Here is a 13,829-nt window from a genome sequence, read left to right on the forward strand (position 1 = left end):
TCCCGCCACCCCATTTGCGCGCAATACACCGCGGGGCCCGCCCTCGGGGGCCCCCACGGTTCTGTTCAGAACCAGGCTTTCACGAACTCGAATGGCTCATAATACGTGAAGAGCGCGATAAGGAAAAACCTGCCATGGAAGCGCTCAGCCAATAGCGCGGCGGATGGCCGGGATGCGCTGCACCACCAGGAAGTCGAAAAGCAGCACCAAAAGCAAGGTTGCGCCTGCCGTGGGGAAGAGCAGGGCCAGGGCCAGGATGACCCCCACCGCGCCTTTCCAAAGGGGCAGGTTCTTGGGCATGGGGGGCGCGGCGAGGCGGAAGAAACCGGCGGGACGCCGAATCCACCACATGGCGATGGCCGCCGCGCTGGTGAGCAAGACCAGCACGCAGAACAGCGCATTGAGGGCCTGGCTCCACCAGCCGTAGGTGCCCATGTGCAAGGCGATGCCCGAGGCCATGGCCTTGGCCCCCAGGCTGTACTGGTTCCAGCCGATGTCGGCCAGCACCTTGCCGCTGTACTGGTCGAGGTGCAGGGTACGGTCTTTGCGGGCGTCGGTCACGTCGCGGCTCATGCTCGAGGCTGAGACCGTCCAGACCCCCTCCACACCGCGCGGGGGGGCCACCCAGAAGCCGTAGTTCACCCCGTTGTCACGCACGTACTGGATCACTGTGTCCAGGTTGACCGGGGTTCCGGCGGGAATGCCGTCCTTGCCGGCCATGGAGCCCGAAACCGGCAGCCGGGTGTTCTCGAGGTTCCACGGAATCAGCTTCTCGCCGCTACGGTTGAGGCTTTCGAGGTTCTGGGTGCTCTTGGGCACATCGTTCCACATCTGCTCGGGGAAGGTGTTCCAGGCCTGCACATAGCGGTCGCCCCAGATGCCCGTCCAGGCCAGGCCGGTCAGGGCAAAGAAGAGCACAATCAGCGAAAGCCAGAACATGGGCACGCTGTGCAGGTCTTTCCAGAAGGTGCGCCCCTGGGCCCGGAAACGGGGAATCAGGGTGCCGTAGACCCCCTGGCGGTTGCGGGGCCACCATAGGTAAAGCCCGGTGATGACCAGCAACACCATCAGCCCGGCGGCGATTTCAATCAGCAGGTCGCCCAGGTTGACCCTGCCCACAAGCGGCAGGGCCACCTCCTGCCGGATGAGAAGGGTGCCGTGGATCTCGGTGGCGATATTCTCCCAACGCTCGCTGTTCTTGACCGAGCCCAGCACCTCGAGCGTGTAGGGGTTCACAAAGGCGGTGATGGCCGTCCCGTCCTTCAGGGTCAGGGCTACCTGAGAGCTGCGGCCTGGCTCCGAGTTGGGCCGGAACCGGTCGACGGTGGCCTGTGGAAAGGCCCGCCGGGCGGCCTCGAGCTGGGCCGAGTAGGGCTGGGGCTGACCCTGGGGGCTTACAAACATCAGATGGCGGTACTGGATGTCTTCGATCTGCGGGGTGAAGAGGATGACCAGGCCGGTCAGGGCCAGCATGATCATGAAGGGAATCACGTAGATCCCGGCGTAGAAATGCCAGCGCCATACGGCCAGGTAAAACTTGTTTGTTGAAAGTTCGGGCGTGTTGTCTTGAGCCGCTGTGTTCACGGGGCCTCCAAATGGAAATGGTGTGGGTATGCCAAGCGCTCACTTGGGCCCGTAGACCCAAGGTGCCGAAACCGAGAGGGTAATGTCAGGCCAGGGCGCTTGGGGGAGGTCCGCGGGCGTCCGCATTTCCGGTGGGTGCCTTGGGCAGGTCAAGCGGTGAGGTGGCCGGGAGCCGGGCGAACTCCAGATTGGCAAATCGGCACTGGGCCGGCTCGGGGTCGTCTACCGGCAGTAGCTGAACCAGGCACAGGTAGCTGTGCTCGACCGGCCCACTGTGCTCCGGTGTTTTCTGGCTGGGGTCGAGGTTGCAGAGGTTGGCCCTGTTGAAGCGGGCAAGCTCGAGCGGGCCGACCGCGTTGAAGGGGCCATACATCAGCACGCCGCGCAGACCCAATTCCAGGGAAACCACCAGCAGGAGGGCGCTCAAAACAAAGGAGAGCGCTTGCCTGAAGGGGTGGTGTGGGTGCGGGTGAGGGCGCATGAGCCGCCTTGGCTAGCCTACCACCCAGGGGGGCGTTTGGGTATTGGTCTTGCAGTGCCCAGGCAAGGAAAGCCAGCCTTGCTCACCGCTTCCACAACCCAACCATGGCCTGGACAGGGCTAGAATCCATTCACATTTAGCGGGAGATAAGGCCGAAGTACATACGTGGGGAGCATACGGCTGAAGTCTCACCAATGGCAGCGGATCAAACGGTTTGTGGATGATCACCCACGCATTTATGCAGGCCAACCCCAGCGGTGCAAACATTTTGTGGAAGCAGTGTTATGCATTAGCCGCAGCCGGCGGTTGGGGCCCAGGGGTTGCGGCAAGTGGAACAGCGTGTTCAATTGCTTCAGTCGCTGGGCTGAGGCGGGGCTGGCAGGAGATGCGGAAGTACGTGAGCCCGGATGCTGACTTTGAGGGCATTTTTCTGGATGCGACCCCATGCAGGTGCGGCTGGTGAGAAAGGGGGCATGTACAACAGGTAGGGCGGAGCAAAGGCGGCTTGACCGGCCACATGGGTTCGGATGCGCTGGGCACTCCACTACGGGTCTGACGCATGGCAGGGCATTGCCATGAGCCTACGCAGGCCTGTGCCTTACCTATGGGGTGGCCGATCAAGCCTTCGATGCCGAACACTTGCTTCAGGTCGAAGCGGTCATCCGGCCCTGCGGCAACTGTAAACGACGCCGCGAATGCGACCCCGAGCTGTACAAGGAACGCCATTTCATGGGGTGAATCACCGCGTCCTTCCTGCTACGACAAACTCGCCTGCAACCACCTGGCTTTCGTTTATCTTATTTAGGCCCTCGTCTGGCTGAATGAAATGTCAACGGCGCCTGGCCAAAAAATTCACTTCGTAAAATCGAGCCTCTTGTGAACTTATACCAAATCTACGACGAGGTAACACATAAAGCCTCCTGAATCCAAGACCAGAACCAAAGCGTTCTCACCCTGGCAAGCTGAACTAGATGCCACTCGGCAGCCAGGTGTTGGTGCTCTAGCCCAGGGTACACGCTGCCTTCAGGGTTCTGCCTGCCCCTTCAACGTCGTATGGCCCGAACCTGGCTTTAGGTTTCGCTTTGAGGGAGATTTGGCATTAAAGGTCAAGCAGATAGAGATTTACTCGTCCTCCCTGGTCAGAAGCGTAGAGGATTCTTTTCCCATCCCAGCTGAAGGTAGGGTGGCAGTGGCTGGCTTGGGTGTGCCAGGAGGTTCCGTGTGCGCAGAGAACCTCGAGGCTTGCTTGTTCGGTGGAGATATCAATTAGCACCAGATATTCAGCATCATCGCCCACTAGCAGGGTGTTGGAGGGATTGGCGTGGTAGTGATTGCAGTAATAAGGCATTTCCACTTGACGCACCAACCGACCGCTGCGATCAACCAGGCCCACGTAGGGTCTAAAGTTGCTGGAAGCCGGCTTTTTGACCACAGCTTGGCTTCCATCCGAAGTGATGGTTCCGTCGTGGTTTGGGCCGCGATTGTCGAAGAAAATCAGCCCGTCCTGGGTCCAGAATTCGTGACCCACTGAGTCTTGCTCGTCTTGTCGGAAGATGGGCCGAACCTGTCGGGCCACCAGATCAAGCAGCCAGATGCGTTGGGTGACCAGGTTCCAGGGGCCTTCGTGACAGAACATAGCCAGGGTGGGGTCGTCCGGGGCAAACTGGAAGTGCCCCAGCCAGTGGGTGTCACAGTACGCATCGAAATGCCCTGAACCATCGATGTGGGCGAGGGTGATACGCCCATCTTTGATCTGGTAGAAGCTTTCCTTGAAGCCCCCATAGTTAATGTTGGTATTGATAGCCTGTACCCGTTCATTGCGGGCAAATCCCACATAGCGGCGATTGGAACTGATGGAGGGGGAGTAAAGGTTAAAACCGCCATTTTCCTCGTATAGAACAGTTGTCTTGCCCGTGCGGGTGTCCAGGAGTTTGACTTTGCCCCCGGTTATGTAGGCGATCAGCTCGCTGTCCGGGGTTTTGGTGACGCTGCCGACGGGATGATCCTCATCGGTGAGCTGGGTCATTTCTCCGGTCTGGTAGTTCAGGCGGAATAGGTTGTAGTGAGGGTTTTCGTGTGGTGCTTTTTCCTGTTTGGAGGCTCGATCCGAGCGAAAGATTATCTCGGGCCGGTAAAGGTCGAAGGAGTTTTCGGTGAAGTAAAGGTGTACGTTATTACCTTGGTCAGTGAGTTGCGTAATGAGCCGTCCGGTTCGACGGTCGCGGAACTGTCGCATCTAACCTCCTTACTCCGGGCTGGCCGTGGCGCCATCGAGCAGATCCTCACGCAGGGGGGAGAAGATATCCAGCAATTCGCCAGCTTCTAGCGCCTGAGCACTGTGCTCGAGGCCGCCGGGGATACATAAGAGGTCACCTGAGGCTAGCTCGTATACCTCCGGGCCCACCTGGAAGCGGAAACGTCCACTCAACACCTGGGTCAGCTGCTCGTGAGGGTGCGTGTGAGGTGCGCCCAGTGCGCCTTTGTCAAAGCGAACCTGCACTGCCATCATACGCTTGCCCAACGCCACCAGGCGCCGCTTGACGCCTGACCCAACCATTTCCCATTCTCCGTTGAGCTGCATGCAATCTCCTCAAATAACAACTTGTGCGTCCATCGGCCAGGGTTTGGGTGCTATGGCGCCTCGATGGGCCAGCTTGGCCGCGGCCAGACGGTTGGCAAAAATGGCGGCCTCGAAAGGCTCCCATCCCTGCAACAGTCCGTGTAGAAAGGCTCCGTTCCAGGCATCCCCTGCGCCCGTGGTGTCGCGTATTTGTGTAGGGGCGGCAGCAGGAACGTGCAGTATTTTCCCCTCCCAACCCAACCAGGCCCCCTGGTCGCCCACTTTGAGCCCAGTCCTTGGGCAATATTTGCCCAGGGCTTGCAAGGCGGTGGCAGGGTCGGGAGGCTCCAGGCCGAGCAGGGCCATGTCGGCAGGGTAACTCGGCAGGAGCACGTCCACATAAGGCCGGAGCTGCTCGAACGCTCTCTGGGCGGCCTTTAGGCCGCCACGACCGTTCCACAAAGCAGGTCGGTAGTTGGGGTCGTAGGCGACCAGACTTGCGCTCGAGTGGGCTAGCTGGGCTGCCCGAAGGGTAGCAGCCTCGGCTGATGGCGAGATGGCCTGGGTAATGCCTGACAGCAGCACCATTCGGGTTGAGGCCAGATATTGGGGGTCGAGATCTTCCGGGGCCAGCTTGGAAGCAGCGCTGTTTGCGCGCCGGTAGGTAAAGTCCCGCTCGCCGTTTTCCTTCAGGCTGATGAAGTAAACGCCGTTCTCGCCTTGTACCAGTGGTGCGCAGCGGGTATCAATTCCTTCATCCTGCCAGACTTTCAGCAGACCGGGGCCGAAGGGGTCATCGCCCACCCGGGTGATGAAGCCTGTACGCGACCCCAGTCGGGCCGCGGCCACGAGAGCATTGAGCACATCCCCCCCGACAGAGCGAGTGAAGGTACGAACCTGAGCCAGGGGCTCCTCCGCATAAAACTCCACCATGCACTCACCCAGGCCCACCAGATCCAGCGTCTTCATATCACCCCCGCTTCATGCAGCGCCCGGCGGGTTGCGGCCTCGAGCGCAGCCCAGTTGCCGCCCTCGAGCGCACTTTGGGGGAAGAGGTGCGAGCCCAGCCCCACAGCGAGGATTCCGGCCTGCAGGTATGCTGGAACTTCGGACGGTTTTATCCCTCCGGTAGCCAGAATTTGAAGGTCGGGGAAAGGTCCCCGCAGGTCATTGAGGTAGCGAACTCCCCCACTCGAGCCCGCAGGAAATACCTTAATCACCTCTGCCCCCAGGATCCTGGCCCGCACGATCTCGGTAGGTGAGAGCACCCCAGGCACATAGGGTATGCCTGCTTCTCGCGCCAGATTGAGCAGCTCTTCGCTCAAGTGAGGGCTAACCAGGAACTGCGCGCCGGCCTCGAGGGCTGAACGTCCCTGCTGCACGCTCATCACTGTGCCTGTACCCAGCAGCACGCCCTCGGGAAGTCGCTTACGTAGCTCGCGCAAAGCCTCCAGCACCCCTGGAGTAGTGAAGGTTAGCTCAAGGGCCTGCAGGCCGCCACGCACTGCCGCCTGTGCGGCCTTCACCGCTGCAGAGGCTGAAGAAGCCCGCAGCACTCCCACCACCCGCACCTGCGCCAGCTTTTGAAGGAAATCCTTGCCGCCCACAACCCTCCTAGCGGGCCATCCAGCCCCCGTCCACCACCAGGATGTGACCGTTGACGTAGTCGGAGGCCGACGAGGCCAAAAACACCGCCGCGCCCACCAAGTCTGAAGGCTCACCCCAGCGCCCGGCGGGGATGCGCTCGAGAATCTGCCTCGAGCGCTCGGGGTCGGCCCGCAAGGCTGCGGTGTTGTCGGTGGCGATGTAGCCTGGCGCAATGGCATTCACGTTGAGCCCTTTGGCTGCCCACTCGTTTGCCAGGGCTTTGGTCAGGCCTGCCACCGCATGCTTGGAAGCGGTATAAGAAGGTACGCGGATGCCGCCCTGGAATGATAGCAGCGAGGCAATGTTGATGATTTTGCCTTTCCGACGTTCCAGCATGCCCCGCCCCACACACTGGGACATGCGCCAAACTGCGTTCAGGTTGAGCTCAATCACCTCCTGCCAGTCGGATGCGCTGAAATTCTCGGCCCACTCGCGGCGGATGATGCCGGCGTTGTTGACCAGAATGTTCACAGGTCCCAAAGCAGCCTCGATCTCACCAACTACCAGCTCCGGCGACTCTGGCTTCATCAAGTCGGCGACAACTGCGTAAAATCGTCGTCCGGCAGCTTCCACCGCTTGCTGGGTTTGGAGGGCGTTTGCACTGGGGCTGACAATGGCCACATCGGCCCCGGCCCTGGCCAGGCCAATTGCGACGGCTTGGCCGATGCCCACCGCTCCACCCGTGACCAGAGCAACCTGGCCCTTTATTGAAAAAAGTTCCATGCGGAATCCCCTTTGTTGCTTTTTACCTAAATCATGCCCACTGTCTTCTGAACCCAGGCCAGGTCAGGGTCTAGGCGGACGCCCTGCTTTCGCCCATCGCCAGCAAGGAACCATAGGTAATAGCTGGTGTAGCCAGGGACACTGACGTAGGTGTGGAAGCCATGCGGGATGGAGAGCAAGGTTTCGTCCTTCACCACGTAGGTCTGATCGTAGCCGCGCTCTGGGCTGTAATGGCGGGAGAGCCCCCAACCTTCCGGTGAATTGATGCGAAAGTAGTACATTTCCTCGTGGAAAGCCTCGCTCCCCAGTGCAACTTCGTGCTTGTGGGGAGGATAGGTGCTCCAGTTGCCGCTAGGGGTGATGGTTTCGCCTACAATCAGCCGGCTGGCTGGGCGACCGTCGGGCTCGACCAGAATCTCGCGGAAGCTACGGGTGAAGTTTAGTGTACCCCATTTACCTGTGTTCACCTGCTCAGGGCGAATTTCGTAAGGCTCGATCTCGAGCTCGCTGGGCGCCGAGGGCAACGCAGCTTCGAAGCGGGTAAGGGCCCGCACGGTGTAGCTGTGGGCCCGCGGCAGATAGACGCTGTGTGGGTTGCCAGCAAACACATTGATTCTTCCGCCCACCTGCGTGAATAAGCGGCTGCCGACCTCGATCTCGGCGAGACCGGAAAGGGCGATCAGCAGCACCTCACGTTCTCCGGTGTGACCGGTGTAGCTCTGGCCGGCCTCGAGGTTGAGCTTAGCAAAGGAAAGAAGTGTGCAGGTTTCGTCAGCCAGGGGTTGCAAGCCCGGGCCCTGAGGGATGGTGTGGAAGTATTGCATCAGGTCAGACTCCTTGTTTAGGGAAGGGGGCAGGGGTTCTAGCCTGCCCCCTCAGGCTCACCTCAGGTATCCACTGTCTTTCAGCGCCTTTTCCGCCGCTGCTTCGTACTGCTCAAAGCGGACGTTGCGCAAGCCGCTCAGAAACTGGCTCCAGTTGGCGTCATTGATGGGCCGCTGCCCAAGGACGAACTGCACCAGATTTTCCGAGACATATCGCTCCAGATCGGCCTGGTTCGAGGCGGCTTTGACCACCAGGTCGCCGGTGCGGTCGATCCAGTTGCCCTGGCGCTGGGCCTGGGCCATGAGCTGGTGCATCACGTATTTGCGTCCACCCACGTTGATCTCGGGGTAGCGTCCCCGCATCTCTAGAGGGTTGCCGTTGAAGGCCAGCCAGCGCATTTGGGTGTAACTTCCGCGCACATTGATCGGAACTTGGGTATTGATGGTGGGTACGTTGTTTGGCAGGGTGTAGTCGGTACGGTAACGGCCCCAACCCAGCAGGAAGTAGCCCTCGCCTCGGTGGGCCCATTCGAGGAAACGTGCAATGGCTGCACCCTTGCCCGAATCAATCGCACGCTTGGAGACCGCATATAGCCAACCCGCCGAAGAGTAGGTGCCCATGGAGCTTTTGCCTTCGGGGCCTTTGGGCGGCGGCAGCAGAAGCAACTCGGCGTTGGGGTTGTTGGCGTGGAAGTTCTGTAAGCCTGCTTGCAACCCGCCCACGCTCTCGAAGAACATCCCATAGCGGCCCTGTTGCCAGCGGGTGCGCAGGTCGGCACGGCGCATAGTGGCCCAGTCGGGGTCAATCACTTTGGCCTCGACCAGTCGCCGAATATACTCGGTGGCCTTGCGGAAGTTGGCCTCGCGAAGGTTGGCGGCGAATGCTCTGGGGTTGTAGTTCCAGGTACCGGCAACACCGTAGGCCCCATAGACCCACTGGAAGTGGTTGCCTAGGCCCAGCCCCGGCAGAATGCCGGCAGTGTCGAAGTCAATCACTCCACCAAAGCCGAAGGTGTCATTGCGCCCATTACCGTCAGGGTCGCGCTCAGTGAAGGCCTTGGCTACCTCAAAAAACTCTTCAAGGGTGGTGGGGGTCTTAAGCCCCAGCTTGTCGAGCCAGTCTTTGCGCACCCAGATGCCGTACTGGCGGCTCAGGGTTACCGGTTCTAAAAAACCGTATATTTGACCATTGTTTGTGACCAGCAGGTTGCGCTTTGCATCGTTGTAGCGATCGTTGGCCCGTCCCGGCATCTGGGGGAGAAGACTATTCACTGGAGCAAGCTGGCCTTGTTGCACCAGACGATCAAACAAGGCCAGACTGCGCACTTCGAAAAGGTCGGGTAGGTCGTTTGCGGCGGCCAGCGCTCCTAAGCGGTTGTCGCCGTCGGCCCCGGTAGGCAGCATGGTGAACTTGAGATTGATCCCCAATTTCTCACGCACGATACGGTAGACATCCCAGTTGGCTGGCGGTGCAGGCGCTTCGGGATTGGCCGCGTATAGGGCTACGCTAAGGTCGGTGAGGCTCACCTGAGCCAGGGCCCACGAGGCAGCCAAACCGCTGCTAAGTGCCAGTGAGAACAAGAGCCTGAAACTTTTTCGCATAGATTCCTCCTATTCCTTCACACTGCCGATGAGCACGCCTTTGGTGAAGTAGCGCTGGATCCAGGGGTACACCAAAAGCATGGGCAGCGTGATCAGGACAACAGCCGCCATCTTCAAAGCCTCTGCCGGAGCGGCTTGGGCCGCTCCGCCCTCGACGTACTCCGCTACATTGAGACCCGTCAGGATATCGCGCAGCACCACTGGAAGGGGCATCAGGCTGCGGTCAGAGAGAAAGAGGATGGGCTCAAAGAAGTTGTTCCAGTTGGCCACACCATAAAACAACCCGATGGTCAGAAGGATGGGTCTGGAAAGCGGCAGCACTACGTGCCACAAAACCTGCCAGTCGTTGGCTCCGTCAATGCGGGCGGCCTCCTCAAGGCTCTCCGGCAGGCTTTGGAAAAAGGTTTTCATCACCAGCAGGTTGTAGACGCTTACTGCACCGTTGAGCAATATTGACCAGTACGTGTTGAGCAATCCCAAATCCTTGACGACCAGGAAGGTGGGGATCAGCCCGGCATTGAACAGGAAGGTGAAAAGGATCAGCCCCACGATAAAGTTCCGGCCTGGCAACCCACGCCGGGAGAGAGGATAAGCAGCCATCACCGTGAGGGTCAGACTGATGGCCACCCCGCCAAAAGTCAGCACTATGCTGTTGAGCGCTGCCCGCCAGATGGTTGGCTGGAATACGAGTTGAGCGTAGGCCTCAAACGACCACTCCCAGGGTGGAATGAACAAGCTGGGACTCTTGCCGAAGGGCAGCAGTGAGACCATCACCACATACCACATGGGTATCAGGGTCACTACCAGCACCGCCACCAGAAACGCGTCAATCGTCCACTCGAAAAGGCGGTCACCACGGGACATCGCTTTTTTCATGAGTTCCCCCTAGTAGAGCCCAGTGCCCACAAAGCGCCGTGCCAGTCGGTTGGCAACAACAATCAACACCAGGCCAATGAGGCCCTTGAAAAGGCCCACCGCGGTAGCCAGGCTGAATTGGAAGTTCTGTATGCCTTGCCGGTAGACCCAGGTGTCGATAATGTCTCCCACGCTGTAGACTGGCAGCGAATAGAGCACAAAAATCTGGTGAAAACCCGCGTCAAGAATGCTGCCGAGCTTGAGCAGCACCACCAGCACAAGCACGTCCATCATGCCGGGCAGCGAGATGTGGCGAATTTGCTGCCAGCGGGAGGCGCCATCAATGGCAGCGGCTTCGTAGAGGGCAGGGTTGATGGAGAGCAGAGCGGCCAGGAATAGAATTGCGCTCCATCCTGTTTCTTTCCAAACCTCTGAGAGTACCACCACGGGCTGGAAGGTTGCGGTGGAGGTGAGGAAGGGTACGGGCTCGAGTCCTATTGCCCGGAGTCCAGCATTGATCAACCCCTCGCTGGGGGAGAGCATGGCCAGTAGGATGCCGTAAACGATAACCCATGACAGGAAGTGCGGCAGGTAACTCAGGGTTTGCACGATGCGGGAAAGGAAACGGCGGCTGGTCTCGTGGAGAGCCACGGCCAGCAGTATGGCTGGAGGGATGCCCAGCACGATTTTGCCCAGACTGATGACCAGGGTGTTGACCAGGAGCTGACTGAAGTAATATGAGCCGAAGAACTCTTGAAAGTGTTGAAACCCCACCCAGGGACTGCCCCACACGCCCAGCGTAGGCTGGAAGTCGCGGAAAGCGATCTGGGCATTCCACAGCGGCCAGTAGCGAAAGATGATGAAGTAGGCCAGGCCAGGCAACAGCATGAGGTAGAGCATCCGGTGCTGCCAGACGGATTGGGCCAGACGCTTCAGTCTCCGATTTGGCTGAGGGGCGGGTGCGAAACTCACCGGTGTTTCCTCCGATTATTCGATGGGGGAGGGGCGCAGGATTCGCGCACCACCAGTTGGCTGGGAAATTCGATATGCACATCGCGCACGTTCTCACCGGCCATTGCCCTGGTGATGAGCTCAACGGCTGCCTGGGCCATGGCTGGGATGGGATGGGCCACAGTGGTCAGGCTGGGATGTGAGTGGGCGGCTGCAGGGATGTCGTCGAAGCCCACCACTGATAGATCCTCGGGCACCTGTAGACCGCGGGAGCGTGCTGCCGCGATGACACCGAAAGCGGTAAGGTCGCTCGCAGCAAAGATGGCTGTGGGAGGATGCTCGAGGCTTAGCAGCTCGTGACCCGCCTCCACACCCCGTTGCTGTGTAAAGTCCCCTGGTCGCACCAGCTGCTCGTCCCATAGACCGGCGGCCATCATGCACTCGCGGTAAGCCCGTAAACGCTCGGCTGCCTGACTGGAGTGGGCGGCACCGCTCACAAATCCAATGCGCCGGTGGCCCAGGGCCAGCAGATGCCTTATTGCGGCCAGTGAGCCTTCGAAGCTGTCGGCACGCACCACGGGAAGGTGGGTAGGGGTTCCGAAGTGGTTGACCAGTACAACCGGAGACCTGCTGCGCTCGAGGGTGGCGAGAAAACCCGCCGCGCCGATGGGCACTACGAAAACAAGCCCATCGGCCAGCCCCCCAAGTAAGGTTCCTACGCGCTCACGCTCTCGCTCAGGGTCGCGCGAGGTGGTAAATACGGCCAGGTCATAGCCCATCTGGCTGGCACAGTCAGCGGCTGCGCGGGCTACTTCTGCAAAGTATGGACTGACCAACTCGGGAATGACCATGCCCAGGATTTGGGTGGGGCGTCCCCGCAGGCTGCGGGCTGCTGAATTAGCTACGTAGCCAAGCTGGCTGGCTGCTTGAAGAACCCGTGCCCGGGTGGCTTCCGAAATGCGCCCTTTGTTATTGAGCACTTTGGACACGGTGATGATCGAAACGCCAGCCAAGCGGGCGACGTGCTCTAGGGTAACCTTATTACCATTCATATTAACCTTGAGAAAGCACTAAAAAGGCTTTATGAGTTAACGTTACCTCAACACTAACATTCGGGCCTGATGCTGTCAACCCTGATATTGAAGCCGGTGTATCCTGAGTGCGCCTCGAGGGTCGAAAAAGATTGACTGGGAGCAGAAAAACGTGGGTGCGAAGGAGGCGCTCGAGGTCGTCGAGGCCCAAACGAAAAGAGATGTGACTCTGCGAGCATGTTTTTTGGGAGGCGTGGGTTGCTCTTGGTGGGGCTGAAGACCAGCGGCGAAAGCTTGGATGACGGCGATGGTCAGGAGAATCAGTAGACGGGAGGGTTTATCAGGTTAGGCGACATGGGTCTGCTCGGGGTTGAAACCACCGGAGCCGAACACGGCTTTGATGCTCCAACGCAAGCCGCAGATGGATAGACCCCGTTCAGGTCTGAGCTAGATGATGCGGTAGTCATTCTTGAGGCGACGTTCTAACAGGTACTTGCGTTCGCCGTTGATGCGCTCTCGGCGCTTAAGGGTCTGCTACTGCCCCACCTTGAGGTGGCAACATAGAATCTCAATCGAGACTCATTTAGCCGGCAGACCACTGAGGAAGCTGCTTCGAATGCGGATACAACGGGGTAGACCTTGCCCGCGCGGGTAGCCCAGCCAGGTGCTGCCCATTCAGTTCCACCTGAAGCTGGGGTTGAAGCCCGCACAACCGTCAAGCGCTGCTTTTCCAGCAGAGAAAGGGGCCTTGGGCTGAGAACGGAAAACAAAGGGCCTCGTTGATTGAAATAGTTACTGTTTTCAAAAATGCGATATTCCGAGCGGAATACTTGACATTCAAATAAAAGCGGTCTAGCCTTGCCTTCTAGAAGGAGGTTGAGATGTTTATCACCATGAATCGTATCGAAGTGAGCGAGGACTTCGCCAATCACTTTGAGCAAAACTTTCGACAAAGGGCCCGCCTGGTAGACCGCATGCCGGGCTTCATCCGCAACCTGCTGCTGCGCCCGGCCAATCCAGCCGAGGAGCCCTACATCGTGATGACCTTCTGGGAAAGTGAGGCCCATTTCCAGAACTGGGTGAATAGCCCCGAGTTCAAGGAGGGCCACGCCCGAAGCGGCACCCTGCCGCGGGAGGCCTTCCGCGCGCATAACCGATTGGAAACCTTTGAGGTAGTTACCGACAGCAATGCCGAGTAAAAGGAGTGTTTCATGCGGCGTTTTTTGACTTTCGCGCTTTTGTTGTTCAATCTAGCCGCCCTGGGACAGCCCTTTACCGTCAAGGACGCCCGGGGCCAGACCATCACGGTGCGCTCCATTGAGCGCATCGTGAGCCTGAATGGGGTGACCACCGAGATTCTCTTTGCCCTGGGGGTGGGGGACAAGGTGGTGGGGCGCGACACCAGCAGCTACTACCCGGCTGCGGTGAACAAGCTCCCCACTGTGGGCTACCAGTTCCAGCTCAACGCCGAGGGTATCCTGGCCCTGAGGCCCACCCTGGTCGTGGGCCGGGAGGACGCCAGGCCGCCGCAGGTCTTCGACCAGCTCGCCGCCGCCGGGGTGACGGTGGTG

General features: G+C 59.6%; 14 protein-coding genes. 2 read left to right on the forward strand and 12 right to left on the reverse strand.

The annotated features are described in order from the left end of the window. Positions 1-144: 144 nt before the first annotated feature. From NZN28_RS11715 to NZN28_RS11770, 12 genes are all read right to left on the reverse strand, one after another. Positions 145-1,584, reverse strand: a complete 1,440-nt coding sequence (locus tag NZN28_RS11715; RefSeq protein ID WP_295398391.1) for a PepSY domain-containing protein — start codon at positions 1,582-1,584, stop codon at positions 145-147. Positions 1,585-1,669: 85 nt separating this feature from the next. Further along, positions 1,670-2,011 (reverse strand): hypothetical protein, encoded by a 342-nt coding sequence (locus tag NZN28_RS11720; RefSeq protein WP_295398393.1) that lies wholly within the window; start codon positions 2,009-2,011, stop codon positions 1,670-1,672. A 1,153-nt stretch (positions 2,012-3,164) separates the two neighbouring features. After that, a complete protein-coding gene (locus NZN28_RS11725) occupies positions 3,165-4,301 on the reverse strand; it encodes an oligogalacturonate lyase family protein (protein WP_295398395.1) in 1,137 nt (378 codons plus the stop codon). Between the two features lie 9 nt (positions 4,302-4,310). Further along, positions 4,311-4,646, reverse strand: a complete 336-nt coding sequence (locus NZN28_RS11730; protein ID WP_295398397.1) for a cupin domain-containing protein — start codon at positions 4,644-4,646, stop codon at positions 4,311-4,313. A 9-nt stretch (positions 4,647-4,655) separates the two neighbouring features. Beyond that, entirely contained in the window at positions 4,656-5,594 is a 939-nt protein-coding gene (locus tag NZN28_RS11735) for a sugar kinase (protein WP_295398398.1), read from the reverse strand. After that, positions 5,591-6,232, reverse strand: a complete 642-nt coding sequence (locus NZN28_RS11740; protein ID WP_295398400.1) for a bifunctional 4-hydroxy-2-oxoglutarate aldolase/2-dehydro-3-deoxy-phosphogluconate aldolase — start codon at positions 6,230-6,232, stop codon at positions 5,591-5,593. The genes NZN28_RS11735 and NZN28_RS11740 overlap by 4 nt, the downstream gene beginning before the upstream one ends. Before the next feature lie 7 nt (positions 6,233-6,239). Then, positions 6,240-6,995, reverse strand: coding sequence for a 2-dehydro-3-deoxy-D-gluconate 5-dehydrogenase KduD (kduD, locus tag NZN28_RS11745; protein WP_295398402.1), 756 nt, complete (start codon positions 6,993-6,995; stop codon positions 6,240-6,242). 26 nt (positions 6,996-7,021) lie between these two features. After that, positions 7,022-7,819, reverse strand: coding sequence for a 5-deoxy-glucuronate isomerase (gene iolB, locus NZN28_RS11750; protein ID WP_295398404.1), 798 nt, complete (start codon positions 7,817-7,819; stop codon positions 7,022-7,024). Between the two features lie 57 nt (positions 7,820-7,876). Next, a complete protein-coding gene (locus tag NZN28_RS11755) occupies positions 7,877-9,421 on the reverse strand; it encodes an extracellular solute-binding protein (protein WP_295398406.1) in 1,545 nt (514 codons plus the stop codon). A 9-nt stretch (positions 9,422-9,430) separates the two neighbouring features. Further along, a complete protein-coding gene (locus NZN28_RS11760) occupies positions 9,431-10,297 on the reverse strand; it encodes a carbohydrate ABC transporter permease (RefSeq protein ID WP_295398408.1) in 867 nt (288 codons plus the stop codon). Between the two features lie 9 nt (positions 10,298-10,306). After that, positions 10,307-11,176 carry a sugar ABC transporter permease gene (locus NZN28_RS11765; RefSeq protein WP_295398410.1) on the reverse strand — a complete coding sequence of 290 codons (870 nt, stop codon included), beginning with the start codon at positions 11,174-11,176 and terminating at the stop codon, positions 10,307-10,309. A 68-nt stretch (positions 11,177-11,244) separates the two neighbouring features. After that, the gene (locus NZN28_RS11770) at positions 11,245-12,279 is read right to left on the reverse strand and encodes a LacI family DNA-binding transcriptional regulator (protein ID WP_295398412.1); all 1,035 of its coding nucleotides are present in this window, start codon (positions 12,277-12,279) and stop codon (positions 11,245-11,247) included. An 860-nt stretch (positions 12,280-13,139) separates the two neighbouring features. Here NZN28_RS11770 and NZN28_RS11775 point away from each other — a divergent pair. Together NZN28_RS11775 and NZN28_RS11780 are read left to right on the forward strand one after the other, a co-directional pair. Then, positions 13,140-13,457 (forward strand): antibiotic biosynthesis monooxygenase, encoded by a 318-nt coding sequence (locus NZN28_RS11775; protein WP_295398414.1) that lies wholly within the window; start codon positions 13,140-13,142, stop codon positions 13,455-13,457. Positions 13,458-13,469: 12 nt separating this feature from the next. Beyond that, a partial coding sequence (locus tag NZN28_RS11780; RefSeq protein ID WP_295398416.1) for an ABC transporter substrate-binding protein occupies positions 13,470-13,829 on the forward strand: 360 nt, incomplete at its 3' end.

Origin of the sequence: Meiothermus sp. (genome assembly GCF_025056915.1) — a bacterium.
Taxonomy (GTDB): Bacteria; Deinococcota; Deinococci; order Deinococcales; family Thermaceae; genus Meiothermus.